Below are 24,764 nucleotides of genomic sequence, written 5' to 3'. Positions count from 1 at the left end.
TTCGATGGTCTACACGCCTCCCACCTGGCCCGTCTCCGTCAAGGGCGTCGTAGTGGACGCACGCGACCGCGTACTGCTGCTGAAGAACGAGCGAGACGAGTGGGAGCTGCCCGGCGGGCGGCTGGAACCCGAGGACCCGAGTCCCGAGGTGACCGTCGAGCGGGAGATCAGCGAGGAGTCCGGATGGCCGGTCAAGGCCGGCCCGCTGCTGGACGTGTGGATCTACCAGCCGTTGCCGGAGACGAAGCCGGAACGCCGGGTCGTGATCATCACCTACGGCTGCGAGATGCTGGAACCCGGCCTCGAACCGGTCCTGAGCCACGAGCACAAGCAGATCGGCCTGTTCACCGTCGGCGAGGTCCCCGACCTGAACATGCCCGACGGCTACAAGCAGTCCATCGCCGCCTGGTTCCACCGCCAGAGGTAACGCGCCATGAACAAGGCCGAGTTGGCGAGGCGCCCCCAGGCGCAGCACGCCCTGTGGCACTGGGCGACGCCGCAGGCCCAAGCGCTCCTCGCCACCGGCGACCTGGCCGCCATCCTGCGGTTCTACCGAACCGTGCACAGCATGAACCAGACGGAGCTCGGCGCCCTGCTCGGCTACGACAAGACGACCGTCTCGGCGATGGAACTGGGCAAACGCTCTCCCAAAGACACGACCTCGCGTCGCCACGTCGCCGAGTGCTTGCGCATCCCGCCACACGTCCTCGGCGTCACCGACCCCGCCGACACCGATCATCGCGCCATGCTCCAGTTCGGCCAGTCCACGGTCCGCCTGGCGGAAATCGCCCGCCAGTCCGGGCACGCCTCCGAAGCCGTCGCCGAGCTGTGGCCCCTGGTCGCCCGGCTGGAAGCCCGCGTCGAGGACGGGCACGCCGAACGCGACGTACTGCACCTGCTCGCCCGCGCCCGCGTCGGCCTCGGCGTCGCCCTGGGCAACGTCCTTCCTGAAGAACGCCTGCCCACCGCCGCCCGCTGGACCGCCAAGAGCCTGACCATCGCCCGCTACTTCGACGATCCCGCGTTCACCTCCCACGTGCTGCGCATGCACGGGAACGAACTCCGCAAGGCCCGCCTGACCGGCGCCGCCGTCGACCGCCTCCAGCAGGCCGTTTCCCTCGCTCCCGACGACACCGCCCGAGCCGCAGCACTGCCCCTGCTCGCCCGCGCCGCCGGAGCCCTCCGCCACGGTCCCCTTTTCGACGCCGCCGTACGCGAGACCGACAGGCTCCTGGATCATGCGGAGCACACATCGCTGTTCAACCCCTACGCCCTGCACGAGATCCGGCTGCGCGGCCTCATCGCCACCGGCCGCTCCCAGGCCGCCATACAGCTCGTCGACAACGCGCCCGACGCCACCGGCACGGGAGCCCAATGGCGGGTGATCGCCGACATCACCGGCGCCCGCGTCCGGCTCATCGGCAAGGACCGCGCCGGGGCCAGCGAAGCCCTGAACGCCGCCCTCGGCGAGGCCGCCCGACAGCGCCTGCCGCACCAGTTGCAGCGCATCATCCGGGCCGCCTCCGACCAGCTGCCCGACGTACGGGCCACGGCGACCGCGGCCCTGGAGCGCATGCGGCAGGAGATGGCGGCCTGAGCCCGCTCCGGTTGCCGACACTGCCCTCGCTGAGGGCCGGACGGGCTCCACCACCGGCATCTCCATCAATACCTGCTCACCGGTCACAGCGGGTCTCCTTCTCGGGATCGGCCACGGGGACGGTCCTACCGATCAGCCCCGGCTCGTCCGCGACAGCCATCACCCGCCGCTCGATCAGCTGCACCACGATGAGCAGCGAAAGGACCACCAGCACTCGGTAAGCCAGCGACAGCGGCATCAGAAGGCAGCCGAGGAGATCGAAGAGGCCATGTCCGACGATGAGCGGAAGCAGGCGTTGGTATCGCCGGTAGAGCCAGACACGGCGCGCGGCGTAGAGGGCCATACCGACGGCAGGTAGCCCGAAGTAGGCGTGCAGGAGGACTTCGACGACGCAGATCGTGGTGTAGACCTGCCAGGCCGGGCGGCGCGCGGCCGTCAGCAGAGCGGCGACGGCTGCCACGACGACGACGTCCTCGATGGCCACAGTCCACACGACCATGGCGAGGAGATCGCCGATGCCGCCGAGGCCGAGAGTGGAGAGCTGACCGCCCTCCATGACCGGCAGGACATCCGCGTCGAGGCGGAGCAGGATCTGCCACAGCACGAACGTCAGGGCCGCGCCCATCGCGCACGCAGCGAGTACGGACTCCGTGATCCTCCACGTTTCCCGCCGCCGTTGCCGCCTGTCCGGCGAGCAGGATGGACGCTCCAGCGCGATTCCGTTGGAGCGGGACACCTCTATCGCGAGCCACGCCACCGAGCAGCCGAAGACGGCCTGTCCGAGCCTTCCTGCGCTGAACGCAGGCGCTGCCATACAGAGCGAGAGCGTTCCGCAGCCGACTGCCGCGCCGCATTGCAGCAGGCGCTGCCCCGGGGAGACCTTGTCGAAGGTGAGGGCGGTACGGCCGATCACCACCCAGGGGAGCCAGATGAACAAGGCAGTGGCGGCACCGAGTTGGAGCAGGACGAGGTAGTGGCCGGTGCGCGGCGGCCAGTGCACGCCGTACATGGCTCCGACATGCACAACGACACCAGCCAGTGAGCCACCTGTGGCGAGCAGGAGCAGGCCGCCGGCTTGGAGGAGCAGGCCGCGCGCGCCCGGGGCTCGTGGCGGCACGGCCGTCATGCCGGATTGGAGCGACTTCGTCACGCCGTCACCATCGCGGAGGGGCTCGGCCGGTGCGGGGCGATGATCTTGCCGTCCGGCAGCAGCTCGCCGGTGTCCTCGAACAACAGGACGCCGTTGCATAACAGGCTCCAGCCCTGCTCGGGGTGAGGGGCCACAGCCGCAGCGGCGTCTCTGTCCGCCGACGCGGCGGTCGGACACTTGATCTGGTGCTGACACATGGGTTCTCTCAGCTCTCGGTCGTCGCTATCTGGTCATTGGCTCTTCCCGGCCCTCGCAGGGCTGGGGAACGGTCTCGGTCGGGCCGGGAACGGCTTCGTGAGTTGTGGTCCCTACGCGTGAGCAGTGGGATCGGGAGTCTTCAGCCTCGATCTCTCGCCGGGCGGGACTCCTGCTCAGCGCCACTTCGCCGGTCATCGGCGACCGTGGTCGAAGGGACCGCCGGATATTGAAATCCGTACGCGCGGCCGGTGACCGCTCCCAGACGGGAGCCCGGCGAGGAGACGAACGCACCGGTCTTCTGCTGCCACTCGGCGAACAGCCTCTTGTCCTCGTCCGACATGGCGACCATGCCGATCGAGGGGACGACGACGCCGACCGCGGCTCCTGCCTCTGCCTGGGCCAGCGCCTTCATCCATTGCTCACGCTCGGCGCAAGGAACGGCCACGTAGGCGCGGTCCACAAAGACCGCGACTTCTTCCCAGCCCTGCTCCTTCACGTACGCCCGGGTCGGGCGCAGGGCATCGTCGAGGTCAACGTTCTCGGCGGGTGCGATGCACGCGTACACCACCACCTTGGCCGCCGCCGGAGATGAGGCGGGCGGCACCTCCACCAGGCGAATCATGCCGCTCCGCCTCCTGGTGACGGGGCTTGGAGGGTGCACCACGTTTCCCGGCCGCCCCGTCGAACTCCCCAAGCACCGCCGTGTTCGTTGGCCACCCACGCCACGAGGAGAAGTCCACGGCCGTTCTCGGAGTTGGCGTTCGGATTCTGTTCCTTCGGGCGCTCGGAGGAACCGTCTCGAACGGCGATCTCTACCGTGCCTCGCGACCATAGAAGGGAGAAGGTCACTGATCCTTCCCCGTGTTCGAGGGCGTTGGTCACCAGCTCACTCACGACGAGCCGGACCGGCTCCACGAGTTCCGCGAGGGCACAGTAGTGAAGACGGGCAGCCGCCAGGCGCCTCATCTGTTCCACTCGCCGCGCGTCGCTCTTCGAAAGGGGTACGCCCGGCGGCCGCTTATCCACCTCGAAGGACACCGACATGAGGTCGTATGCGGTCTGACGCTGGGATACGGCTCTGGCCACCGTCATCACGGGCATCTCGGCTCGCCGCCCTCTGCCCACAACTCGACGGTCGAGTCCAACAGCGCGGTCCGACGTCGAGCACGTACCTCTAGTCGGACGCAAGGAGCCTGCCCCACCGACGAACTGGCCGGAGCGGAGCCGATCGACGCGTCGATAAGCGTCATCCGCCGTACACGCTCGCTCGGAGAGCGTCGCGGAGAGGTCACGTCTCCTCCCCGTCGTACATCATGGGGAGGAGACGCCCGATCTGCGCGTGCAACTCCGTTGCTTCGTCCGCCGTGACGACGAGCGGAACGTCAGCGACATGGTCCCGGCCTCGGTGGAGCGCGAGGGGAATGGAAAGGCGCCCGGCGTGAGTGTGCCGGACCTCCTCGCCAACCACCCGTGCCACCCGATACTCGGGTGTGCTGGTGGTGCTCCCTAAGTGATGCCTCGTCATGGACAAGGAAGCTAGGGGGAGTTAGGCGGATGCCCCCTGAGGGAAAATCAGGGGAGCTTCACGCTAAGGGATCAGCCGATCACTATGCGGCCATGCCGATGTGCTGCGCGACGGCGCGCACGTCGTCGCGCCATGTCGGCTTCTCCCGCTTCATGAGATCGGTGACGGCCTCTCGTACCAGTGGAGAGAAGACGACTTCCTCGGGCGACTGGGCCGTGATCTTCTTGAGCATGTACACCGTTGCGTAGTCGTCGCGTTGGATGCGGTTGCAGTTCATGACTTCGATCAAGTACCGCGTGCGGCGCTCCAGTGGGAGAACTTTCAACGTCAGCGATTCCGGCATCTCGACGTTGTCCGCCAGCCGCAGCGCCTCGGTCGCGTCGCCTTCCTCGGCGGTCAGGTGAACGCCGTGCATCGCGACGTTCGTCGGACCGAAGCACGTGTGCCAGTCGTTCCGATCGACTCCGATCCGGACCGAGATGCGCTCCGCCTCCCGGTAGAGATCCCAGGCCACAGTCTTTTGGTTCGCCCGCACTGCGGCCACCGCGGCCTGGAGGTGAAGTGCTCCGTATGCCGACAGGTGCTCGGCGGCCGCGTCCTCGCCGGGCTTACAGCTCGCGATCGTCTGCCTCGCGAGTTCCACGCTGTCCCTTACATCACCAGCCGATGTGAGCACGCACGACAGGTTCCACGATGCCGCGGCGAGAAGTGCCGGGTCGCTGGCGCGGTCCGCGAGCGCCAGCCCTCGGTCAGCCGCGATGCGAGCGAGCGTCGGTTCCCCGACGCGGCGGAGCCAGATCTGGAACAGCCCGTACAGGCTGATGAGCTGGCGAAGCGTCGAACCTTCCGCGTCCGTACCACTGGCGTCACGCAATGCCGCATGCCCTGCACGAAGCAGGGCCGGAAGACGCTGTCCCACATCTGCGTACCGCTTCTTCGCCCTGCGTCTCGTACACCGTCCATGCATCAGTGACGGAGGCCGCGAAGTCGTCAGCGCTCACGACACCGATGTTCTTCGGCAGCAGGGACGACGGAAGCGAGAGGGCCTGCCGGATCTCCGGCACATGGGTGTGCTCGGTCTTAGGTCCCGTCACCGACCCGTGTACGTAGCCCCCGGACAAGTCCTTCAGGTCTTCGACGTGGAGGACCTGCGCGAGCTTGATGAGCACGGAGATGCGGTCGATGGGCAGTTGATCATGCTCAACCTTGTACGCCCAGTTCTCACCGCGACCGATGAGCTCCGCCATCGCCTTCTGGGACAGGCCGCATTGTTCTCGGTAGAAGCGGATGCGCTGGCCGAGGGTGAACTCCTTGGCTTGCCCCATGACTTGGCCTCTCTCTGCGCGCGAACAAGGTGCTCTGTAGGAGCGTATGCCCGGTCAGCTCCAGCAACGCGTGATACTGGAGACCTCCTCCCACGGGAGGGCACTCATGGTCCGCTGCCACGCCGGTGGCGGACTGCCGTACGCGCACGTCACGCGAGGAGATGCGTTGTCCTACCGTGGATTGATTCTTGACTTCGGCGGTGTGCTCACCACCCGGATGCGCCTCAATGGCGAAGCTTTTGAGAGGTCGGAGGGGCTCACGCCGGGGGCCTACTTCCATGCCCTCGAAGAGAACCCCGACGGGGTACGCGTGTACGCCGACCTTGAAGTAGGCAGGGCGACACAGGAGGAGTGGAACCACGTCATCGGAGGGATTCTCGGTGTCGACCCGACCGATCTGATGCGACGGGCCTTGGCCAACCTCCGCCCGGAACCCGCGATAGTCGCCGCTGCGGAGCGCGCCCGTGCTGCGGGGATCAAGGTGGCTATGTTGTCGAACAGCTTTGGCCTTGAACCCTTCAACCCCTACACGGAACCGGGGATGTACCAAGGCTTCGACGCCATGGTTCTCTCTGAAGTCGAGCGCGTCCGCAAGCCCTCTACGGCCATCTACCAACGAACCCTGGATGCCCTAGACCTGACCGGACCCGAGTGCGTCTTCGTGGACGACCACGCGAAGAATCTGCCGCCTGCGGAAGCCCTGGGAATCACCACCATCCACCACACCGACGCCGCGGTCACGGCGGCTCGGCTCGATGAGCTGCTGTTCCAAACGGCGACGCGGACGGCCACTCAGCGAGCGGAACGTCAACGGGGAGCCCCCGCGTGAGCGATCAGCCTGGCCAGCGGGCCGAGAGGCCCTTCTTGTATGTCGTCGTGTGCGCGGCAGGGATCGCCGGTGACGTCGGCAAACTAATCACCGCTGCCCAGGAGGCGAACTGGGACGTGGGCGTCGTCGCCACCCCTCAGGGCCGCGGCTTCCTCGACGCCGAGGCCGTCGAGGCCCAGACCGGCTACCCGATCCGCTCGGCCTGGCGTTCCCCGGGCGATCCGCGCCCGCTGCCGCCCGCCGACGCCATCGCGGTCGCACCGGCCACCTTCAACACCATCAACAAATGGGCCGCCGGGATCTCCGACACCTTGGCGCTGGGCATCTTGTGCGAGGCGTACGGCTTCGGCATCCCCACTGCCGTCCTCCCGTACCTCAACTCCTCCCTGGCCGCCCACCCCGCGTACAGCCAGAGCTTGGAGCGGCTGCGCGAGATGGGCGTCCTGATCGGTTCGTACGAGCCTCACCGGCCGAAGGCAGGCGGCGGAGACGACCGCTTCCGGTGGGAGGAGGCGCTGGAGCTGCTCGCTCCGAAGGTGTCGGAGCGGCCGTGATCACCGTCGGCGCGGTCGCGCTGCTTCCTGCCGGAAGACGGCCGCGGCGACGGGAGCGGCACCCGAAGCAGGGCTTGGCTGCCGCTTCGGGCTCGGCGGCGGGTTGATGTAGCCGAGGTGGTGGAGTCGCCAGATCAGGACGTCGCTGGCCGAGTCGGCACTGCCGAGTTCGCGTTGTGCGGCGGCCTTGGCCAGCAGGGCGGCGGTGTCGTATCCGGCCTGCTCGGCTTGGTCGAGGACCATCACCAAGGAGTCCCAGCCGGGCTCGTCCTGGAGGCGGTCGGCGAGGTGCGGGAGGGCTGTGCGGACCGTGGCGGTGTGACGCTGGCGACGGGGCGCGGGCAGGCGTTCGCCGTGGGCGCGCAGAGCGGCCAGCGGTTCGGCTGCGGTGGCGTGGTAGGCGGTACGCAGGTGGGTGGCGGCCTGCTGGGCGGCTTCGGCCTGTTGAGCGTGGCCACGGGCAGCGTGCCAGCGGGCAGCGGCGATGACCGCCAAGATGATCACGTCGAGGCTCAGGGCGGTGGCGGTGCTGTCCGGGCCGCGGCCGAGGGCGGCACCTGAGTGGACGATCTGGCGGGCCGCGCGGCGCAGGGCGTACATCTCCTCGTCCTTGGCGCGGATATGGGAGCGGGTGGCACGCTCGAAGTGCCGTGCGGCTTCTTGCAGTTCGGCGCGGCTGGGCCCGCCTGCGGTCTGGGCGAGGGCATCGAGAACCTCACCGACCCCGACCAGCTGGGCCGCTGCCGTGGTGTCGTCGCCGGACGCGAACGCGGCGCGGGCGCAGTCGGTGGCCTCGGCAGCGGTGTGGCGGGCGCGGGCAGGCGCCGAAGCGCCGCTACGGTCCAGCGGCGTGGGCTCCGTGTCCGTGTCGGTGACGGTAGTGAATCGCTTGCGGATGCGGGGCAGAGAGAGGTCGGGGGCGAGGGTGGAACCCGCGTACCAGACGGGCTCCCGCTCCTTGTTGCGGTCGCCGACGATGGCGACCTTGTAACCGAGCACGTCGCCGGAAGGCGCGATGCATTTGTGGATGCGGATGCCTTCGGCAGCGAGCCTGTCGAAGAACTCCACCTCGTCGGCGGCGCCGGCCAGGGCGCGGCGGACGTGCTCGCGCAGCAGCTCCTGTGAGGTGGCTTCCTGACCGAGGCGTTCGGCTTTGTGGACTGCGGTGCGGGTGGGGCGCTTGGCGGCGGTGCCGTCGCCCGGGGTGACGCGGCGCAGGTGGTAGTCGGCTTCGATGCGGCGGGCCTCGGCTTGGGCATGGCGGGCTTCGTTGTGCAGGCGGGGGCGGCGGCCGTCGTCGCGGACCAGGGTGGCGATGATGTGGATGTGGTCGTCGGCGTGCCGGACGGCCGCCCAGCGGCAGGCTTGCTCGTCGCCATCGGGGGCGATGCCGGTGGCGGCGACCGTGCGGCGGGCGATGGCGGCCCAGTCCTCGTCGGACAGGATCGGGTCCTCCGGGCTGGCCCGCACGGAGATATGCCAGACGTGCTTGGCGGGGCGGCGGCTCTTGGGCAGGGCGTTGACGGGCTGGTCGAGGAGGCGCTCCAGCTGATGATGGGTGGCATTTGGGTCGCGGCCGGGGTCTGGGGTGAGCGGATCGAAGGCGGCGACCAGGTGCGGGTCGATGTGCTCCTCTTTGGTGCCGGGGCCGTAGAGGTAGCGGATCAGCCCGATGGTCTCGCTGCCGCGCTTGTGGATGCTGGGGATCACTCAGGGACACCGCCATCCGCGGCGCCGTCGCGGTGGGCGAGCAGGGCATCGGCTGCGTCGTCCATGCGACTGGCCGCGTCCGCGACGACCTGGGCGGCAGCGTCGAAGTGGGGTACGTCGGCGCCGGAGTTGAGGGCCTTGACCGTCTGGTTGAACAGGCCGTGGATGCGGCCCAGGTGGCGTCGGGCGGCGAAGAGCTCGTCGATGACTTGCCGCTCGGTGGCGATCTCGGAGGCGGTGCGGGTCAGGTCGCGGGCGGCTTTGTCGACGGCGTAGGCGAGGAAGGCGGCGTTGCTCATTTCGCACGCCTGGGCGGCGGTGGTGAAGCGGGCGAGCTCGGCGTCGTTCATGCGGCAGCTGGGCTGGTGCAGACGCTTGCGGTGCGTGGGCTGACGGGGACGTTGGCGCTTGCGCGCAGGCTGTTCGGCAGGCCGGTCCCCTCCCTGCTGCGGTCCGCCCTCGGTCGCAGCCTGCTCGCCCGGCGCCCCCTGGTGCCGGGCGTTCTCCGCCCCCTGTGGGGCGGGGATTCCGGGAGCATTGCTCCCGGGACAACTTGCTCCCGCTGTGACGGGAGTGGTGATCACCTGTTCCTGGGGCGTGGGCAGTTCATGGTGCGGGTCGTGCATGGGCTGGTTCTCCGTGGGGTGCTGGGTTCGGGTGCATGGCATCCCGTGTCCTGTGCTTGTCTGCACGGGGCACGGGGACGCCGGAAGGGGGCGGGGCGATCAGTGCTGTTGCTGGGGTCGGGCCGCCTCGACGGGGGCTGTGCTGAGTTCCCCCTGGTGCGGGGAGGCGGCTTCTTCGAGTCCGGCGAGAGGCTCGGTCTCGAAGTCCTCGTATGCGACGGGCTCGGTCTGGCTGGCGCGCTCGGCCCGCAGCTGGTCGCGCACGGCGGGAGCGCGACGTTGGCTGATGCGTAGTTCGTCGCGCAGTCGTCGGGCGGTCAGTTGGTCGTCGCTCCAGTCGGTGGTCAGGAGTCGGGCCTCGTCGAGGACTTCGGCGTCGGTGCGGTTGCGGGGGCGGTCGGCGGTCGGCTTGGCGGAGGGGACCCGACCGGTCGCTCGACGCGGGGCGGTTCCGGTCGACTCCGCCAGGGCGGCCGACCGGGGCGGTCGGGCAGCGGGAGCGGGGCCGGAGGCCGACTTGTCGGCCTCGGTCGGCCCCGTCGCGGGCGCCTCGGCGGCCTTCGCGGGGGCGACTCGGTCGACTGCTCGGGAGCCGGTTCGGCCTGGTCAGACGTCGACCGCGCCGCCTGCTCGCCAGCCGACTGGTCAGGTTGCTGGCTGGCCGACTGGGCAGAGGCCGCTTCGGCGGAGTCGGCCGACTCGGGGGTGTGGTGCAGCACCTTCGCGACGAGGTCCGACCCGAAGTAGATCGACCCGACCGGGAGCGAGGTCGCCAGCAGCACGAGGGCCCAGTTCGCCAGGGGCTGGTCGGTGAGTCGGCCCCACTGGATCGATGTGGTGTGCAGGGCCGGGATGAGGCCGTGGACGTAGTTGAGCAGGAGGCTGGCGATCGTGTAGGCCGCCAGGACCCGCAGTGCGAACTTCCGGTCGGGGCCGGTGAGTACGAGCGTGGCGACCAGGGCGAGGGCCATCAGCCCGTCGATCACGATCGGGTAGAGCAGGGCTGCGGTGGGGTCTGCGCCGATGGCGCGGGCCACGTCGGACAACGCGTTCCATGAGACGCGGAAGGCCATGAGGACGACGGCGACCAGACCGATGACGAGGGTGATGCGTCCCTTGCGGTTCACACGAGGTCTCCCAGCGGGTGCGGGGGCTCGGCGAGCATCGCCAGGATCGCCACTTGGGCGAGTGCCTCGCCCTCGGCGGCTGGGGGCGAACGGGAGCCGAGCGATGCCGGTGGGGACGCTGCGGCTGCCACGCATGGCTGCCGGGTTGCTCGGGGCAGGGGAGTGCAAGGCGGAGGGCTCCAGGGCAGGGGAGTGGGGCTTGTGGGGTGGGAGTAAGGGGCGTTCACGGAGGAGGCGTTCACGCGGGGCCCCTTCCAAAGAGGGCTCCGTGCGCGTACGGCGTGGACGCTCGCGTGATCGCTTCGCGTGAGCCGGTGGGGTGGTCAGCCGGCGGCGGTGAGGTGGCGGGCGGAGGCGTAGTAGCGGGCCTGTGGCCCGGTCTCCGGTCTCTGTGGCGACGCCATTGACCTGGCCGCCAGGGTTGGGGTCGACGAGGCGGGTGAGGCGGCGCCGGGGCGCAAGGGCCTGTTAATAGCCGTGCGGGCCGGTGCCGGTGCTGGTGTCGCGCCTGCGGTCGGGGCCGTCGAGGATGACGCGGCGGGTCATCTCGGCGAGGCGGGAGGCGACGCGGTCGCCTACGGCGGTCCGCAGGTCGGCGATGGGTACGTTGGTGGTGATGAGGGTGGGCAGCTCGTGGACGTACCGGTGGTCGATGAGTCGGTAGGCCAGCTCCTCGGTCCACTCCGATGCCTTGGCGGCGCCGAGGTCGTCGAGCAGCAGCAGCGGGCTGCGGGCCAGTTCCTGGAAGCGGCGTTCGCCGTCGTGGCCCTGGCGTGGCCGCAGGGTGGCGTGCAGTTCGGCGGTGGTGATGGCCTCCCAGCGCAGCCGGACTCCAGCGCCGAGCAGCGAGCGGATGGCGCCGTACGCCTGGTAGGTCTTGCCGGTGCCGGTCGGACCCGCGATCAGCAGCGAGGGCCCGTAGGCGATGCCCGGTGCGCCGCCCGGCCCCGGTCGTCCGGCAGCCGCGATCTCCTCGACCCAGGGCGATACGTCGGGGTGGTCGGCCAGGGCGTCGCGGTAGCGGCGCGGGATGCGGGCGGCGGCCAGCTCCAGCGCGGTCACCGGCTCCGGAGACGGCGCCGCGTCGACCACGGCGGTGGGGTCGATGTCGCGGGCGGCCAGGATCGCCTCCAGTTTGGCCACGGCGCCGGCCAGTTGGCGTGGCTCGCGGGCAGTGGTCTTCGTGGTCACAGCTCACCCCCGTACGCGGCCTGCGCGTCGACCGGGTTGGTCCACGGGCTGTGCCCTGTGGACGTGCCGCTCGGCGTGGGCGGGTTCATGGCCTCGTTGACCAGGCTCGGCAGCACGCTGGGGTGCAGGCCCTTGGCACGCAGCCGCTCAAGACCGGCGCGCACGTACGCCGCGTCGATGCCATCGGCGAGCAAGTGGGCGGTCTGTTTGCCGAGGTGCCCCAGGAAGCTGCTGGGAGGCCGATTGGGGCAGGCGGCGGCGTACTCGGCGATGAGGTCCTTGGCCGAGACGGTCTCGGGTGCGGGGGCGCTCGCGCCCCCCAACGGAGTAGATCCTAGATCCCTGTTCCTAGGTCCTAGATCCGGTCCGTGAGGGCTCACCGCACGCTCGTGTGCTTGTGGTGAGGGCTCACTGAATTCGCTCTGACCTGGCTGTTTGCGGCTCAGTGAGTCTTCCGTGTCCAGGCCGTGAGCCTGCGCGGAGGGCTCCGTGAGGGCTCCGTCCGAACGCGGTGAGTGCTCATGTGCCAGGCCGAGGTCGTGGTGCGGGCAGTCGGGATGCCGGACGCCGCTGGGCCGGTTGACCTTCTGGTGGCGCGCGAAGGTGACGATGTGCAGGTACCGCTTCCCGTCCGCGCCCTCGTAGCGGCAGATCAGGCCAGCGGTGTCGAGCTGGTTGAGGTCGTCCTCGACACCCATGGGCCCGTGCTCGGGACGCAGCGACCACAGCAGGCCGGTGATGACGGCTGCCTGGTCGCGGTACCGGCCGTGGTCGTCGGCCTGGGTGAGCAGTCCGAAGAAGGTCCGCTCGGCGGAGAGCGAGACGGCTGCCAGGGACTCGGACGCGAACGCCTCGGGCTTGATGGTGCGGATACGGGCGATGTAGATCGACCACCTTTTGTGAATCGGGGGTGGGAATTGGGCAGGGGGTGGTGCGCTGATGCGTGGACAACACAGCCACACCTGGAGCCCAAAATTCCAGAGTTAACTTATAAAATCAGTAACACGTCCTGGCGGGCAACGAATTCAGTAGGCCGCCCAGATCCCCGGTTGTCGAAGTCGCTGTGGATCAGCACATCGCTCACAGCAGACGAATAGCGCTTCCCTGATGCCGCGAGCGGAAGCTACAACACGACCATGCCTCCACGTCCTCTCCGAATCGAGCCCGCAGGACGGGCCGTTGCCCGTGCCATCGAGGCCACCCGCACCACCCGCGGCTATTCCCAGCGCCAGCTCGCCAGCCGCGTCACCGCGCTTGGTCGCCCCATGACCTTCACTGCCGTCTCCCGCATCGAACGCAGGGTCAGGCGCTGCGACATCGACGATCTCGTAGCCATCGCCATGGCCCTTGATGTCGCACCGCACACGCTGCTCGGCTGTCGCGCTCAGCCGCTGAGCCCGTTCAGCGAGGGCGCAAGATAGCCGACGATCCCCGGTTAGCAAAACCGGGGATTCTCCGGACCATTGGGTCTCCCGAGGCGGTCCCGTCTTCATCCGTCGGGCGGGGCCTTGCTCGGCAGGGCCTGCGTCCTGTGGAAAAGGGTCCTGCCGAGGAACTACCGATGCGGCTTGAAAACAATCGTTGTGACGGGCCGCTCATCTATTCAAACTCCTAGTCGAAGGGCCCTTTCTTGTCTGAAGTCGCTCTGCTTTCCCAGCGTCGTCCCTCCGCACTTCCGAATGCCTCCGCCGTAGGACGAGCATTCCTTGGCGTGCAGGAAGCGGCCGTGTATCTCGGGCTCTCGCCGCGCACGCTTTACGTCTGGCGGCACCGGCGGCAAGGGCCGCCGAGTTTCCGGTTGGGACCTCGTGGGCGGGTGACGTACCGGCTCGACGCGCTCGACGCCTGGATACGTGAGCAGGAGCTGGCCGACTCGCGCTCCAACCCGGCCCACGACCCCGTAAGTGCTGCCCCGCAGCGCCGGGTCGACCACTCAGCCACGGCCTGACGCGCCAGCGGTAGCGGCGGCACTCCCATCCCCAACCTCCGAGGACGTTCTTGGCCGGTTACATAGAAGACCGCTGGATCAACAAGAAGAAGGACCCCACCAGCGGCAAGCGGGAGCGCACCGCCCGCTACGGGAAGGGCACCCGGTACCGGGTCGCCGGGATCCCCGGCGTACGGAACATGTCGTTCGACACGCTGGAGGACGCCAAGGCGTGGCTGCGCAGGGCCGGAACCGACAGCGAGCGCGGCGAGTTCGTCGACCCGCGCGACGGCTCCATCATGCTGGCCGACTACGTGACCCGCTTCTGGAAGGAGGGTGTGAGGGGCGCCCCTGGCACGATCAAGCGCGTCGACGAGCGCGTCCGCCTCCACATCCTTCCGTACCTCGGCACGGTGGGCCTGAGGGACATCTCGGCGGCCGTCCTCCGCAGCTACATCGCCACGCTCGAAGCCGAATGCGCGCCGCGCTACGCCCGCCAGATCCTGACCACCCTCTCGAACATCTTCGAGATGGCCATCGACGACAAGCGCCTCGTACGCAACCCGATGCGCGCCAAATCGGTGCGCTGGCCGAAGGCTCCGGAAGACCAGCGGGAGGCATGGCCGCTGGAGACCGCGCAGCGCGTGCGGGGCGCGATCAAAGCGCGCTACCGCATCGCGGTCGTGGTCGCCCTTGGGTGCGGGCTGCGGCAGGGGGAGGTCTTCGGCCTCTCGCCGGAGGACGTCGACTTCCAGCGCGGCGTCATCCGCGTGCGCAGACAGGTCCAACTACTCAATGGTCACTTGTACTTCGCCCTGCCCAAGGGCGGGAAGACGCGCATCGTCGACATGCCGGGGTCGGTCGCTGCCGAGCTGGCCGCACACTTCCTGCAGTACCCGGCGGTCGAGGTCGAACTGCCGTGGGGTGGGCCCGAGCCGGAGCGGGAGAAGCGGACGTTCCCACTCGCGCTGACGACGACGTACGGCAACGCGCTGCGGGCGAACATCTTCAACGACGAGGTCTGGAAGCCCGCCCTCGCCGCAGCCGGGGTCATCCCGATGCGGGAGAAGGGCCAGCGCTGGAAGGCGTCCCGCAAGGACGGCTTCCACGTGCTTCGGCACACCTTCGCCTCGGTCATCCTCGAAGCGGGTGAATCCGTCGTCACGTTGGCCCGTTGGCTCGGCCACTCCAGCCCGACGATCACGCTCGACCACTACGCGCACTTCATGCCGGAGGCGGGCGGCAAGGGGCGGGCGGCTGTCGATGCGTTGCTCGGGGTGGTTCCTGAGTACCTGCCGGACAACCTGGCCAGCGCCTGACGATACAGATGAACAGGGTGGCACAGCGTGTGCTGTGCCACCCTGTTCATCTGTATCTGCACGCTGGTTGGTGTGTTGCGCCAACCAGCACGCTCAGCGCTCCGTCGTGGAGCAGTTGCGGTCTGCGCTGAGCTGGTGTCCTCGGCGCCGAGTACCGCTTTGACCGGCCCGGGCGGAGCTCTGGCCGGCTTCGCGGACCAAGACGTTAGCGGCCATGACGCCCTGAGGCAGACGGCCCGCGAGTGATCTTTGGCGTGAAGATCACCAAATGAGGCATTCATGGTGCGGACTTTGATCTCTTGCGGCGGGAGTATGCGGACCAAGACGCCGGGGCGGTGGCCCCAGGCGCTTCGCGTGTCATGGGGCCAACCGGAAGGGGTGCGTGGTGATATGGGCCACCTTGGCTTTGGGGACCCCCGCGCTCTTGGGTCTCTTGGGGCTTCTGCTATCCCAAGCCCGTGTCGTGCTGACGAACCTGATCGCTGTCGTGCGCGCATGGCACGAGTTGCGGGCGGTGCTGCGCGAGCGGGCATCGGGGACGCGCCAGGAAGCCGATCCGGCGAGCGGACTAGGCCCTTGATCTGGGCTGCTGCAACACGCCGTGCCTGATCTTCCGCACAGTGGCGCTGCTTTGCTTGTCCACATCTCGATCGGTCAATACCGTCAGTGACGGTTCGGCGCGGCCGAGGCGAGCCACACAGGAATGGCGAATGACGTGCGGCGGGTGATGGCTAGCTCCCCAGCGCCGCGCATTCTCCCCAGATTCTCCCCAGCGGGCTGAAATGGGTGCCCGGAGGCGTTCGCGTCTGCGAAGCTGGCGAAGGTTGCGTGCTCGACGCTACAGCCAGTCCCGCCTCTTGAAGATGAAGTACAGACTCACGCACACCGCCGCCATCAGCAGAATCGCGAACGGATACCCCGCCGCCCACTTCAGCTCCGGCATCGTCTCGAAGTTCATGCCGTAAATGGTTCCCACCAACGTGGGTGCAAACAGAATCGCCGCCCAAGAAGAGATCTTCTTGATCTCCTCGTTCTGCTCGAAGCCCGCCTCCGCCAGCGCCCGCATCTCCGCGTTCTGCTGTTGTGTCACCAGCGTCGCGTTGACCGTGAGGATGTCGGCCAGGGCCTGGCGGAAGCCGTCTACTCGTTCGCTGGTGTGGGTGACGTGGTCGGCTACGTCGCGCAGGTAGCGCTGGAGTTCCTCGTCCGTGCCGTACTTGGCGAAGCCTGCCATCAGGGCGTGCAGCATGCTGACCAGGGGGCGGGTGGCTCGTTGGAACTCGACCATTTCGCGGGAGAGTTCGTAGATGCGGCGCGATACCGCGGGGTCGCCGCCGAAGACCTCGGTCTCGATCTCGTCGATGTCGTTCTGGACGCCCGCGACGACCGGGGCGTAGCCGTCCACGACCGCGTCGAGTATGGCGTAGAGGACCGCCTCGGGGCCGAGTCTGAGGAGGTCGGGGGTCTCCTCCATGCGGCGGCGGACCGCCGAGAGGTCGGGGGCCGCGCCGTGCCTGACCGTGATCACGAAGTCCGGTCCCACGAACACGTGCAGCTCGCCGAAGTCGACCTCCTCGGACGCGTCGAGGTAGCGGGCGGCGCGCAGGACGACGAAGAGGGTCTCGCCGTAGCGCTCCAGCTTCGGGCGCTGATGAGCCTCCATCGCGTCTTCCACGGCGAGTTCGTGGAGGTCGAACTCCGCGGCCAGAGAGAGCAGTTCCGCCTCCGTGGGGCGGGCGAGGCCGATCCATGCCATGCCGTCCTGCTGCTCCCGCAGCTCCCTGAAGGTGTCCGCGAGGGTGGCCGGCGTGGCCACTCGGACGCCGTCGCGGTACAGCGCCGCCTGCACCACGCTGTCGCCGGGCTCCGGCTCATCCGCCGTCTTCGGCGTAGTGGTGGCGGGGTGTGCTTCCGCCGGTGGCGGGGTCGGCCCGGGTGCCGCTCGGCGCCACACGTGTTTCCTTCCGTTCTTGCCGTTCCTCGCGCTTCTCCCGTTCGCGTTCCTCGTGCTCTTCGCGGGTGTCGCGGACGGTTCGGGGGGTGTGGGATCGGTCGGTGCGGGACGGGCTCGGCGTTCCGCCATGCTGGCCGCCTCCCATGTCGAACGTGTGTCTAGATGGCCACGGAGCAGGATATACGTCTCAAAAGGCTCGGGCGTGGCGACATCGCGGACGCCAGGGGGACCTGACGCGGACGCCAGGGGGACGTGACGCGGACGCCGTGCGGAGGGGGGGAGCAGCGGTGCGGAGCCGTGCGGATACGGCGCGGGCGCCTTGCGGACCGTAGGTGTCCGCAAGGGTCGGTAGCGTGCGCACCATGACGAAAGCGAAAGCGAAGGCGGATCGGTTGGGGGCCGAGGTTCCCGTGGGGGGTAGGGCTCCCGTGGGGGGTAAGGGTGTGGGGGGCTCCACGGGTGCGGCAGGGAGTGGGGGGCGTGGCAGTGTCCCGCCCGTCGTCCTCGGTCGTCGCGCGCTCAATCGCGCCACCCTCGACCGGCAGCTCCTCCTGCGCCGCGCCACCGGTCTGTCCGTCGAGGACGCCGTCGGCCACCTCGTCGGACTCCAGGCGCAGAACGTGAAGCCGCCCTACTACGCGCTCGCCGCGCGTCTCGCGGAGTTCGACCCGGCCGAGCTGTCCGGTCTCCTCGCCGACCGGCGGCTCGTCCGGACGGTCACCATGCGGTCCACCATCCACCTGCACACCGCCGAAGACGCCCTCCCCGTACGGCAGTTGATGCAGAACGCGCTCGAACGTGAGCTGACCGCGTTCCGGAGCGGGCTCGTCGGTGTCGATCTCGTCGAGCTCGCGGGGATCGCGCGCGAGGCCGTCGAGGCGGCACCCCGCACCATGAAGCAGCTCCGCGAGGTACTGCTCGTGCGGTGGCCCGACGCCGACCCGCAGTCCCTCGGGATCGCCGCCCGTTGCGTACTGCCCCTCGTCCAGGTGACCCCGCGCGGCCTGTGGCGGCGCAGCGGGCAGGTCGCGCTGACCACCGCCGAGCGTTGGCTCGGGGTTCCCGGCCCGGCGCAGGACCCGTCCCTCGTCGACGCCATGGTGGTGCGCTACCTCGCCGCGTTCGGGCCTGCCTCCGTCAAGGACATGCAGGCCTGGGCCCGGCTGACCCGGCTGCGGGAGGTCTTCGAACGGCTGCGGCCGGGGCTGCGGACGTTCCACGACGAGAACGGCGTCGAGCTCTTCGACCTGCCCGACGCCCCGCGCCCCGACCCCGACACCCCGGCGCCGCCCCGCTTCCTCCCCGAGTACGACAACCTCCTCCTGTCGCACGCCGACCGCGCCCGCGTCGTCCCCGCCGCCTACAAGGGGCGTACGTGGAAGGGGAATTACCCCTACTGCGTCTTCCTGTACGACGGGTATCTCGCGGGGCTGTGGCGGCTCGTGGAGGACGCGGCGAGCGGGGCCGCGGTGCTCACCGTCGAGCCGTTCGAGCCGGTCGAGAAGCTGGGGCGGGCCGGGCGGGACGCGCTGACGGCGGAGGCCGAGCGGATGTTGACGCGCATCGCGGAGACCTCCACTTCGTACGACATCCGCTTCGGGACGGTCTACGGGACCGTCATCGGGACCGCCGCCAAGACGGGCGCCAAGGCCGGCGCCGAGAGCGGTGGCGGGAGCGGCACCGGCTGACTGCCCGGCCGGCGCCGTCCCTAGGCTGCCTCCATGGAACTCCGGCAGCTCAGCTACTTCGTGACCGTCGCCGACGAGCTGCACTTCGGGCGCGCGGCCGAACGGCTGCACATCGTGCAGTCGGCCGTCAGCCAGCAGATACGGCGCCTGGAGCGGGAGTTGGGCGCCGAGCTGTTCGACAGGTCGCCGCGGCACGTACGGCTCACCGGGGCGGGGGAGCGACTGCTGCCCGAGGCGCGGGCGGTGCTCGCCGCCGCCGAGCGGGCGCGGGAGGCGGTCGCGCGGCCCGCGGGGCTGCGGCTCGCTACCAGCACCGGGCTCGGCGAGCACCTGGACCGGGTCCTCGCGGAGTTCGCCGCGCGGGCACCCGGCGTGCCCGTCGAGCTGGTGTCGGCGGGCGCGCGCGAGCGGCTCGAACAGGTCGTGGACGGGCGGGTCGACGCCGCCTTCGTACGGTCCACCGATCCGGTGCCCGGCGTACGGATCGTGCCCTTGTGGGACGACCCGCTGGTGGCCGTCCTGCCGGCCGCGCATCCGCTGGCCGCGCGGCCCGAACTGGCGCTGGGTGAGCTGGCGGAGCTGCCGCTCGCCATCACCGCGCGGCGCACCAATCCGGGCCTCGTGGACCTCGTCGTGGGGGCGTGCCACGACGCGGGGTTCGCGCCGGTGCCGGGGCCCGTCGGCGGTTCGCTGCAGGACAGGCTCGCCACGATCGGGGCGGGCGTCGTGCCGCAGTGGACGGTCGTCTACGCCTCGCACGCGCGCGTGCTGCACAGTCCGCGGGTGGCGTTCGTGCCGTTCGCCGCGCCGGGGCTCGCCCTCGCCACGGCGCTCGCGGTGCGGGCCACGGGGGCCACCGGGGCGGCGGGGGTGGCGGGGGTGGCGGGGAAGGAGCGTCGCGAGGAGCCGGGGGACGAGCTGGACGTCTTCATCGAGGCGTGCCGCACCGTGTCGTGTCGTCGAGCGTCAATCGGCCCGTGCCCCTCGTGACCCCCATGACCTGCGGCGATCACGGAAACTGATCGCTGCTTTCGCGGGCTGGCCCTTGGTCGCGGGGCGCGGTCGGGCTGAACTGGGGTCGTACCGAAAACCCCGGTCCTGCCGGGACCGGAGCCGGGTGATTCCGGCCCTACGCAAGGGAGTTCAGCCATGCCCATCGTCACCGTCCAGCAGGGTCCCCGCGACGTCGAGCTCAAGCGGGAGCTGGTCAGGCAGATCACCGACGCGTTCGTGGACGCGTACAAGATCCCGGCCGAGACCGTCCAGGTCTGGATCCAGGAGACCCCGGCGGACAGCTGGGGCGCGGCGGGCGTACTGACCGCCGACAAGTAGCGGGGCAGGGGGCCGAGGGCGGGCGGGGCCACGGGGGTGCTCCCGCCCGCCCCACTGACCACGGCGAACGCCCTACGGCAAAAGCCCCGCCCGCCGCGCCGCCACCACCGCCTCAAGTCGCGTATGCGCGCCCAGCTTCCGCATCGCGGAGCGCAGATAGCCCTTCACCGTTTCGGGGCGCAGCCCCAGGCGGGACGCGGCCACCGCGTTCGTGACGCCCGTGGCGACGCAGGCCAGGACGTCGAGTTCGCGCGGGGCGAGTGACACCGGGCGTTCGCCGTCGCGTTCGTGGATCGTCGACGCCGATTCCAGGCGGCCGGTCACGGACAGGAGTTCGGCCCGGAGTTCCGGGTCCACGATGCGCGGGGCCAGCGCGCGCAGCGCCCCGTGCGCCTCGCGGACCTGCTCCCACGCGCCGGGGCCCGCCACCGGTTCGCGGGCCGCCGCGAGCAGGGAACGGGCCTCGTCGCGTACGACGAGGGCCTGTTCCACGTCCCGCGCCGCGGCCACCGCGGCCGCGAGGGCGCGGTCGCCGAGCGGCTGGGCCGCGCGCAGCGCCCCGTACAGGACGCCGCGCACCTGGCGGCGCACCACCACCGGCACGGCGAGCACCGACCGCAGGCCCTCGGCCTCGACCGCCGCGTCGTACTCGTGGCTGATGTGCCGGGATTCGCTGTAGTCGGTGACCGCGCACGGCCGCGAGAGCGCGGCCGCCTTGCCGCCGAGGCCGCTGCCCGCCGACACCGCGAGCCCGTACAGCGCGCGCGTCGCCGTGCCGCTCAGCTCCCCGATGCGCAGGTGCCGTCGGCCTTCGAGGAGTCCTCCGAAGGCCACCGGGAGCCCCGTGCCGCGGCGCAGCCGCAGCAGCGCGGCCCGCATCTCCACCGTCTCGCCGCCGTCTGCCGACACGCGTCCGCCTTTCACCTCGCGACACCCCCGTCCGGGGGTGGTGAGATCCGCATCACGAATTACACGATGTTACGTAGCGCCCGGCGGTGCGAGCGGCCATGATCGCGGCAAGCCGGAAAGCGCCAACTGGGCCAGAGCGGCGACTAGGTACGGGAGTGCAGATGACGACCACCGGCACGAGTGCCACCGAGCAGTTCCGTACCGCGCGGGACTTCCTCCTGCGCCACAGGGAGGACTACGCCACCGCGTACGAGGGCTTCGCCTGGCCGCGGCCCGAGCGGTTCAACTGGGCGCTCGACTGGTTCGACGTGATCGCGGAGGGCAACGAGCGGACCGCGCTGCACATCGTCGAGGAGGACGGCACCGAGTCCCGTTCCTCCTTCGCGGGCCTGTCCGAGCGCTCGGACCGCGCCGCCAACTGGCTGCGCGCACAGGGCGTACGGGCCGGTGACCGCGTCGTCGTCATGCTCGGCAACCAGGTCGAGCTGTGGGAGATCGCCCTCGCCGCGATGAAGCTGCGCGCCGTCATGATCCCCGCGACGCCGCTGCTCGGCCCGGCCGACCTGCGCGACAGGATCGAGCGCGGCCGGGCCAGGCACGTCGTCGTACGCCCCGAGGACACCGCGAAGTTCGCCGAGGTGCCCGGCGACTACACGCGGATCGTGGTCGGCGGCGAGGGGGCGGGCGGCTCGGGTGGCCTGAGCGGTTCGGGCGGCTCGGGTGGTTCGAGCGGGGAGGCCGGTGCCGAGGGCGCGGGGTGGATCTCGTACGACGGTGTCGACGACGCCCCCGCGGACTTCACGCCCGAGGGGATCACCCTCGCCGACGACCCGCTGATGCTCTACTTCACCTCGGGCACGACGGCCCGCCCGAAGCTGGTCGAGCACACCCATGTGTCCTACCCCGTGGGCCACTTGGCGACGATGTACTGGATCGGGCTCAAGCCGGGCGACGTGCATCTGAACATCTCCTCACCGGGCTGGGCCAAGCACGCCTGGTCGAACCTCTTCGCCCCGTGGAACGCCGAGGCGACCGTCTTCATCCACAACTACAGCCGCTTCGACGCGGGGCGGCTGATGTCCGAGATGGACCGCGCGGGCGTCACGTCGTTCTGCGCGCCGCCGACCGTTTGGCGGATGCTCATCCAGGCCGACCTGACCCAGCTGCGGACCCCGCCGCGCGAGGTCGTGGCCGCGGGGGAGCCGCTCAACCCCGAGGTCATCGAGCAGGTGCGGCGCGACTGGGGCGTCACCATCAGGGACGGCTTCGGGCAGACCGAGACCTCCGTCCAGGTCGCCAACTCGCCGGGCCAGCAGCTGAAGCCGGGCTCCATGGGCCGGCCGACGCCCGGTTTCGTGGTCGAGCTGCTCGACCCGGTGACCGGTGAACCCGGCGCACCGGAGGGCGAGATCTCCCTCGACCTGGGCGCGGACCCGGTCGGCCTGATGGTCGGCTACCACGGCGACCCGGAGCGCACCGCGGAGGCGATGGCGGGCGGCTACTACCGCACCGGCGACATCGGCTCGCGCGACGCCGACGGCTACATCACCTACGTCGGCCGCTCCGACGACGTCTTCAAGGCCTCCGACTACAAGATCTCCCCGTTCGAGCTGGAGAGCGCCCTCCTGGAGCACGAGGCGGTGGCGGAGGCGGCCGTCGTCCCGGCGCCCGACCCGGTGCGGCTCGCGGTCCCCAAGGCGTACGTCGTACTCGCGAAGGGCTGGGCGCCGGACGAGAAGACCGCGGAGGCGATCTTCGAGTACACCCGCTCGGTGCTGGCCCCCTACAAGCGCCTGCGCCGCATCGAGTTCACCGAGGAGCTGCCCAAGACCGTCTCCGGCAAGATCCGGCGGGTGGATCTGCGCGGGCGTACGGCGCAGGGCCCGGTGGACGAGTGGACGGAGCAGGGGAAGGGCTGAACGGCCCCTCGGGGTGGGCGGGCGGTCAGTCCGGCCGCCGCCACACCGTCATGTCCGCGGTCAGGAACCCGATGTCCGGCACCGCGGTCGACTTCACCTGGACGACGAGCAGCGCGATGTCGCCGTTGCGGTGCTTGACGCAGATCTCGCTGCCCGCGGCGGCCGCGGCCAGCGGGAGGCGGTGCGCCTTCGCGCCGCTGAGCTCGAAGCGGCAGGTGTCGAGGTCGGCGCCCGGCTCGGCGTAGCGCAGCAGGAGCACGCTGGTGTCGCTCTCCAGGGCACAGCCCGCCTCCTTGGCGCAGGTGAAGCGGATGTCCCCGCCGAGGTTCTCGCGACGGGTCGGCGCCTTCAGGCTGACGGACGTCTTGGCGTCCAGCCACTGCCCGGGGTGGGCCTCGCCCCGCATCACGTCGGCCGCGGGAGACGAGGCCCCGGACCCTCCCTTACCGGCGCGTCCGTCGGCGGCCGCCTCATCCGAGTCCCCGTCCCCGTCCCCGCCGTCGGAACCGGACCTCGCCGCTGGTCCCGCGCCCGACGCCGACGACTTGGCCGACGGTTCGGCGGAGGTGTCGGCGCGGGCCCCGGCCGTCTTGTCCTTGTCCTTGTTCCGGTCGCGGAACGCGTCCGTCGCGTCCATGACCGTCCACGCGAGCACCGAGAGCACGAGGACACCCGCCGTCGCGGCGGCCGCCGCCACCAGCTTGGTCCTGCGTCTTCGCGACGGTGACGTGTCCGGCTCCGTCGGGTACGAGCCCGGGGGCAGGGGCTGCGTGGGGAACAGCAGGGACTGCGTACGGGGCGGCAGCGGGTGGCCGGGAGCGGGGCTGGGAGCGGGCGCGGGGACCGGTGCCGGAACCGTCGGCTCCGGGCCCATCACCTCGCGCCAGACCGTCGGCCCCGCGCCCGCATCGGCCTCGTGGCCGAGCTCCTCGCGGCACCAGTCGATGATCTCGGCCAGGGTGGCCCGCTCCGCCGGATCGGCCGCCATGCAGCGCGCGACGAGCGGCCGCAGCCGCTCGGGCAGCAGAGACAGCTCGGGTTCCGAGTGCACGATCCGGTACAGCACGCTGACCGCGGGGCCCTCCCCGTACAGCGAGGCGCCGATGGCGGCGAACGCCGCGGTCTGCCCGAGTGCGAAGACGTCGGTCGCCGTCGTGACGTCGCCGCCCGACGCCTGCTCGGGGGCCATGAACTGGGGCGTGCCGACGGCGGCCCCGGTGGCGGTGTACGAACTGACGCCGGAGGCCAGTGAGATGCCGAAGTCGATCACGCGCGGGCCGTCGGACGAGAGCAGCACGTTCGACGGCTTCAGGTCCCGGTGTACGACGCCCGCGGCATGGATGGCCTGGAGCGCCTCCGCCACGCCCGCCACCAGCCAGAGCACCGCGCGCACCGGCAGCGGGCCGCGCAGGCCGACCGCCTCGGTCAGCGAAGGGCCGGGAACGTACAGCGTGGCGAGCCAGGGCGGGGTGCCGTCCGCGTCGCCGTCGATCAGCTCGGCGGTGTACGCGCCCCTGACCCTGCGCGCGGCCTCCATCTCCCGGCGGAAGCGGCGCCGGAAGGCGGGATCGTCGGCCAGTTCGGCGCGCACGACCTTGATCGCCACCGGCCTGCCGCCCTGGGTGTGCGACAGATAGACCCGGCCCATGCCGCCCGCGCCGATCCGGGCGGCCAGGCGGTATCCGGCCACCACCCGCGGATCGTCCGCTCCCAGTGGTCGGAACATCGCACTCGTATCGGTCATGGACCTGCCCCCCTGCTCCCCAGCTGCCCGTATCCCCGAGATCCCCTGGTCAGCCCACGGACCGACCCCGGGTGCAGCCTAAGCCGTGCCCTGTGGCCGAGAACCGCCGCACTCGCTTCTCGTCACTCGGACGATTTCGG

The 24,764-nt window shown here is 70.3% G+C and carries 27 protein-coding genes; 11 read left to right on the top strand and 16 right to left on the bottom strand.

Features of this window, described 5'->3' with window-relative positions:
• The first annotated feature begins 4 nt into the window (after positions 1-4).
• Positions 5-427 carry an NUDIX domain-containing protein gene (locus ACIO9J_RS14915; RefSeq protein WP_401998007.1) on the top strand — a complete coding sequence of 141 codons (423 nt, stop codon included), beginning with the start codon at positions 5-7 and terminating at the stop codon, positions 425-427.
• A 6-nt stretch (positions 428-433) separates the two neighbouring features.
• A complete protein-coding gene (locus tag ACIO9J_RS14910; protein ID WP_401998004.1) occupies positions 434-1,597 on the top strand; it encodes a helix-turn-helix transcriptional regulator in 1,164 nt (387 codons plus the stop codon).
• A 76-nt stretch (positions 1,598-1,673) separates the two neighbouring features.
• Here the strand turns inward: ACIO9J_RS14910 and ACIO9J_RS14905 are convergent, their stop codons facing one another.
• From ACIO9J_RS14905 to ACIO9J_RS14880, 6 genes are all read right to left on the bottom strand, one after another.
• Positions 1,674-2,747, bottom strand: a complete 1,074-nt coding sequence (locus ACIO9J_RS14905; RefSeq protein WP_401998001.1) for a hypothetical protein — start codon at positions 2,745-2,747, stop codon at positions 1,674-1,676.
• A complete protein-coding gene (locus tag ACIO9J_RS14900; RefSeq protein ID WP_401997998.1) occupies positions 2,744-2,944 on the bottom strand; it encodes a DUF5999 family protein in 201 nt (66 codons plus the stop codon). Before ACIO9J_RS14900 ends, ACIO9J_RS14905 begins: the two co-directional genes overlap by 4 nt.
• A gap of 140 nt (positions 2,945-3,084) precedes the next feature.
• A complete protein-coding gene (locus ACIO9J_RS14895; RefSeq protein ID WP_401997996.1) occupies positions 3,085-3,567 on the bottom strand; it encodes a hypothetical protein in 483 nt (160 codons plus the stop codon).
• Positions 3,564-3,989: an ATP-binding protein gene (locus ACIO9J_RS14890; protein WP_401998643.1), complete on the bottom strand. Its 426-nt coding sequence runs from the start codon at positions 3,987-3,989 to the stop codon at positions 3,564-3,566. The genes ACIO9J_RS14895 and ACIO9J_RS14890 overlap by 4 nt, the downstream gene beginning before the upstream one ends.
• A 563-nt stretch (positions 3,990-4,552) precedes the next feature.
• Positions 4,553-5,344, bottom strand: coding sequence for a hypothetical protein (locus ACIO9J_RS14885; protein ID WP_401997994.1), 792 nt, complete (start codon positions 5,342-5,344; stop codon positions 4,553-4,555).
• Positions 5,337-5,795, bottom strand: a complete 459-nt coding sequence (locus tag ACIO9J_RS14880; RefSeq protein WP_401997991.1) for a helix-turn-helix domain-containing protein — start codon at positions 5,793-5,795, stop codon at positions 5,337-5,339. Before ACIO9J_RS14880 ends, ACIO9J_RS14885 begins: the two co-directional genes overlap by 8 nt.
• Positions 5,796-5,841: 46 nt before the next feature.
• Here ACIO9J_RS14880 and ACIO9J_RS14875 point away from each other — a divergent pair, with 46 nt between their 5' ends.
• Entirely contained in the window at positions 5,842-6,624 is a 783-nt protein-coding gene (locus ACIO9J_RS14875) for an HAD-IA family hydrolase (RefSeq protein WP_401997988.1), read from the top strand.
• Positions 6,621-7,178 carry a flavoprotein gene (locus ACIO9J_RS14870; protein ID WP_401997985.1) on the top strand — a complete coding sequence of 186 codons (558 nt, stop codon included), beginning with the start codon at positions 6,621-6,623 and terminating at the stop codon, positions 7,176-7,178. Before ACIO9J_RS14875 ends, ACIO9J_RS14870 begins: the two co-directional genes overlap by 4 nt.
• Here the strand turns inward: ACIO9J_RS14870 and ACIO9J_RS14865 are convergent, their stop codons facing one another.
• The 7 genes from ACIO9J_RS14865 to ACIO9J_RS14835 all read right to left on the bottom strand — a co-directional run bounded on the left by ACIO9J_RS14865 (position 7,179) and on the right by ACIO9J_RS14835 (position 12,713).
• Complete coding sequence (locus ACIO9J_RS14865; RefSeq protein ID WP_401997982.1) at positions 7,179-8,888, bottom strand: mobilization protein; 1,710 nt, start codon at positions 8,886-8,888, stop codon at positions 7,179-7,181.
• Positions 8,885-9,238, bottom strand: a complete 354-nt coding sequence (locus tag ACIO9J_RS14860) for a plasmid mobilization relaxosome protein MobC (RefSeq protein ID WP_401997979.1) — start codon at positions 9,236-9,238, stop codon at positions 8,885-8,887. Before ACIO9J_RS14860 ends, ACIO9J_RS14865 begins: the two co-directional genes overlap by 4 nt.
• 375 nt (positions 9,239-9,613) lie before the next feature.
• A complete protein-coding gene (locus ACIO9J_RS14855) occupies positions 9,614-9,778 on the bottom strand; it encodes a hypothetical protein (RefSeq protein WP_401997976.1) in 165 nt (54 codons plus the stop codon).
• 80 nt (positions 9,779-9,858) lie between these two features.
• Positions 9,859-10,641 (bottom strand): DUF2637 domain-containing protein, encoded by a 783-nt coding sequence (locus tag ACIO9J_RS14850; RefSeq protein WP_401997973.1) that lies wholly within the window; start codon positions 10,639-10,641, stop codon positions 9,859-9,861.
• Positions 10,638-10,772: a hypothetical protein gene (locus ACIO9J_RS14845; RefSeq protein ID WP_401997971.1), complete on the bottom strand. Its 135-nt coding sequence runs from the start codon at positions 10,770-10,772 to the stop codon at positions 10,638-10,640. The genes ACIO9J_RS14850 and ACIO9J_RS14845 overlap by 4 nt, the downstream gene beginning before the upstream one ends.
• A gap of 337 nt (positions 10,773-11,109) precedes the next feature.
• Positions 11,110-11,832 carry an ATP-binding protein gene (locus ACIO9J_RS14840; RefSeq protein WP_401997968.1) on the bottom strand — a complete coding sequence of 241 codons (723 nt, stop codon included), beginning with the start codon at positions 11,830-11,832 and terminating at the stop codon, positions 11,110-11,112.
• Entirely contained in the window at positions 11,829-12,713 is an 885-nt protein-coding gene (locus ACIO9J_RS14835; protein WP_401998640.1) for a hypothetical protein, read from the bottom strand. Before ACIO9J_RS14835 ends, ACIO9J_RS14840 begins: the two co-directional genes overlap by 4 nt.
• A 255-nt stretch (positions 12,714-12,968) precedes the next feature.
• On the opposite strand from ACIO9J_RS14835, the gene ACIO9J_RS14830 reads away from it, so the two are divergent.
• The 3 genes from ACIO9J_RS14830 (at position 12,969) to ACIO9J_RS14820 (ending at position 15,078) form a co-directional block, all read left to right on the top strand.
• Entirely contained in the window at positions 12,969-13,253 is a 285-nt protein-coding gene (locus ACIO9J_RS14830; RefSeq protein ID WP_401997965.1) for a helix-turn-helix domain-containing protein, read from the top strand.
• Positions 13,254-13,543: 290 nt separating this feature from the next.
• Positions 13,544-13,780 carry a helix-turn-helix transcriptional regulator gene (locus tag ACIO9J_RS14825; RefSeq protein WP_401997962.1) on the top strand — a complete coding sequence of 79 codons (237 nt, stop codon included), beginning with the start codon at positions 13,544-13,546 and terminating at the stop codon, positions 13,778-13,780.
• Positions 13,781-13,830: 50 nt separating this feature from the next.
• Entirely contained in the window at positions 13,831-15,078 is a 1,248-nt protein-coding gene (locus ACIO9J_RS14820; RefSeq protein WP_401997959.1) for a tyrosine-type recombinase/integrase, read from the top strand.
• A gap of 838 nt (positions 15,079-15,916) precedes the next feature.
• Here the strand turns inward: ACIO9J_RS14820 and ACIO9J_RS14815 are convergent.
• A complete protein-coding gene (locus tag ACIO9J_RS14815; protein ID WP_401997956.1) occupies positions 15,917-17,161 on the bottom strand; it encodes a magnesium and cobalt transport protein CorA in 1,245 nt (414 codons plus the stop codon).
• Between the two features lie 314 nt (positions 17,162-17,475).
• Between ACIO9J_RS14815 and ACIO9J_RS14810 the strand changes: the two genes are divergently transcribed.
• The 3 genes from ACIO9J_RS14810 to dmpI all read left to right on the top strand — a co-directional run bounded on the left by ACIO9J_RS14810 (position 17,476) and on the right by dmpI (position 20,052).
• Positions 17,476-18,720 carry a winged helix DNA-binding domain-containing protein gene (locus ACIO9J_RS14810; protein WP_401997953.1) on the top strand — a complete coding sequence of 415 codons (1,245 nt, stop codon included), beginning with the start codon at positions 17,476-17,478 and terminating at the stop codon, positions 18,718-18,720.
• Between the two features lie 33 nt (positions 18,721-18,753).
• Entirely contained in the window at positions 18,754-19,710 is a 957-nt protein-coding gene (locus ACIO9J_RS14805) for a LysR family transcriptional regulator (protein WP_401997950.1), read from the top strand.
• Positions 19,711-19,869: 159 nt separating this feature from the next.
• Positions 19,870-20,052 (top strand): 4-oxalocrotonate tautomerase DmpI, encoded by a 183-nt coding sequence (gene dmpI, locus ACIO9J_RS14800; RefSeq protein ID WP_401997947.1) that lies wholly within the window; start codon positions 19,870-19,872, stop codon positions 20,050-20,052.
• Between the two features lie 72 nt (positions 20,053-20,124).
• Here the strand turns inward: dmpI and ACIO9J_RS14795 are convergent, their stop codons facing one another.
• The gene (locus ACIO9J_RS14795; RefSeq protein ID WP_401998637.1) at positions 20,125-20,931 is read right to left on the bottom strand and encodes a LuxR C-terminal-related transcriptional regulator; all 807 of its coding nucleotides are present in this window, start codon (positions 20,929-20,931) and stop codon (positions 20,125-20,127) included.
• A 191-nt stretch (positions 20,932-21,122) separates the two neighbouring features.
• On the opposite strand from ACIO9J_RS14795, the gene ACIO9J_RS14790 reads away from it, so the two are divergent.
• Complete coding sequence (locus ACIO9J_RS14790) at positions 21,123-22,880, top strand: AMP-binding protein (protein ID WP_401997944.1); 1,758 nt, start codon at positions 21,123-21,125, stop codon at positions 22,878-22,880.
• Positions 22,881-22,905: 25 nt separating this feature from the next.
• Here ACIO9J_RS14790 and ACIO9J_RS14785 read toward each other — a convergent pair whose 3' ends face one another.
• The gene (locus tag ACIO9J_RS14785) at positions 22,906-24,624 is read right to left on the bottom strand and encodes a serine/threonine-protein kinase (protein WP_401997941.1); all 1,719 of its coding nucleotides are present in this window, start codon (positions 24,622-24,624) and stop codon (positions 22,906-22,908) included.
• Positions 24,625-24,764: the final 140 nt, after the last annotated feature.

Origin of the sequence: Streptomyces sp. NPDC087300, assembly GCF_044744425.1 — a bacterium.
GTDB lineage: Bacteria > Actinomycetota > Actinomycetes > Streptomycetales > Streptomycetaceae > Streptomyces.
This window is presented reverse-complemented; position numbering and strand designations above follow the sequence as displayed.

Bases quoted from the DNA above. Each gene is read 5' to 3' on its own strand.
- ACIO9J_RS14895 (WP_401997996.1), bottom strand. From the start codon at position 3,567: ATGATTCGCCTGGTGGAGGTGCCGCCCGCCTCATCTCCGGCGGCGGCC.
- ACIO9J_RS14880 (WP_401997991.1), bottom strand. From the start codon at position 5,795: ATGGGGCAAGCCAAGGAGTTCACCCTCGGCCAGCGCATCCGCTTCTAC.
- ACIO9J_RS14790 (WP_401997944.1), top strand. From the start codon at position 21,123: ATGACGACCACCGGCACGAGTGCCACCGAGCAGTTCCGTACCGCGCGG.
- ACIO9J_RS14900 (WP_401997998.1), bottom strand. From the start codon at position 2,944: ATGTGTCAGCACCAGATCAAGTGTCCGACCGCCGCGTCGGCGGACAGA.
- ACIO9J_RS14860 (WP_401997979.1), bottom strand. From the start codon at position 9,238: ATGAACGACGCCGAGCTCGCCCGCTTCACCACCGCCGCCCAGGCGTGC.
- dmpI (WP_401997947.1), top strand. From the start codon at position 19,870: ATGCCCATCGTCACCGTCCAGCAGGGTCCCCGCGACGTCGAGCTCAAG.
- ACIO9J_RS14890 (WP_401998643.1), bottom strand. From the start codon at position 3,989: ATGTCGGTGTCCTTCGAGGTGGATAAGCGGCCGCCGGGCGTACCCCTT.
- ACIO9J_RS14795 (WP_401998637.1), bottom strand. From the start codon at position 20,931: ATGCGGGCCGCGCTGCTGCGGCTGCGCCGCGGCACGGGGCTCCCGGTG.
- ACIO9J_RS14830 (WP_401997965.1), top strand. From the start codon at position 12,969: ATGCCTCCACGTCCTCTCCGAATCGAGCCCGCAGGACGGGCCGTTGCC.
- ACIO9J_RS14805 (WP_401997950.1), top strand. From the start codon at position 18,754: ATGGAACTCCGGCAGCTCAGCTACTTCGTGACCGTCGCCGACGAGCTG.
- ACIO9J_RS14875 (WP_401997988.1), top strand. From the start codon at position 5,842: ATGCCCGGTCAGCTCCAGCAACGCGTGATACTGGAGACCTCCTCCCAC.
- ACIO9J_RS14785 (WP_401997941.1), bottom strand. From the start codon at position 24,624: ATGACCGATACGAGTGCGATGTTCCGACCACTGGGAGCGGACGATCCG.
- ACIO9J_RS14910 (WP_401998004.1), top strand. From the start codon at position 434: ATGAACAAGGCCGAGTTGGCGAGGCGCCCCCAGGCGCAGCACGCCCTG.
- ACIO9J_RS14815 (WP_401997956.1), bottom strand. From the start codon at position 17,161: ATGGCGGAACGCCGAGCCCGTCCCGCACCGACCGATCCCACACCCCCC.
- ACIO9J_RS14915 (WP_401998007.1), top strand. From the start codon at position 5: ATGGTCTACACGCCTCCCACCTGGCCCGTCTCCGTCAAGGGCGTCGTA.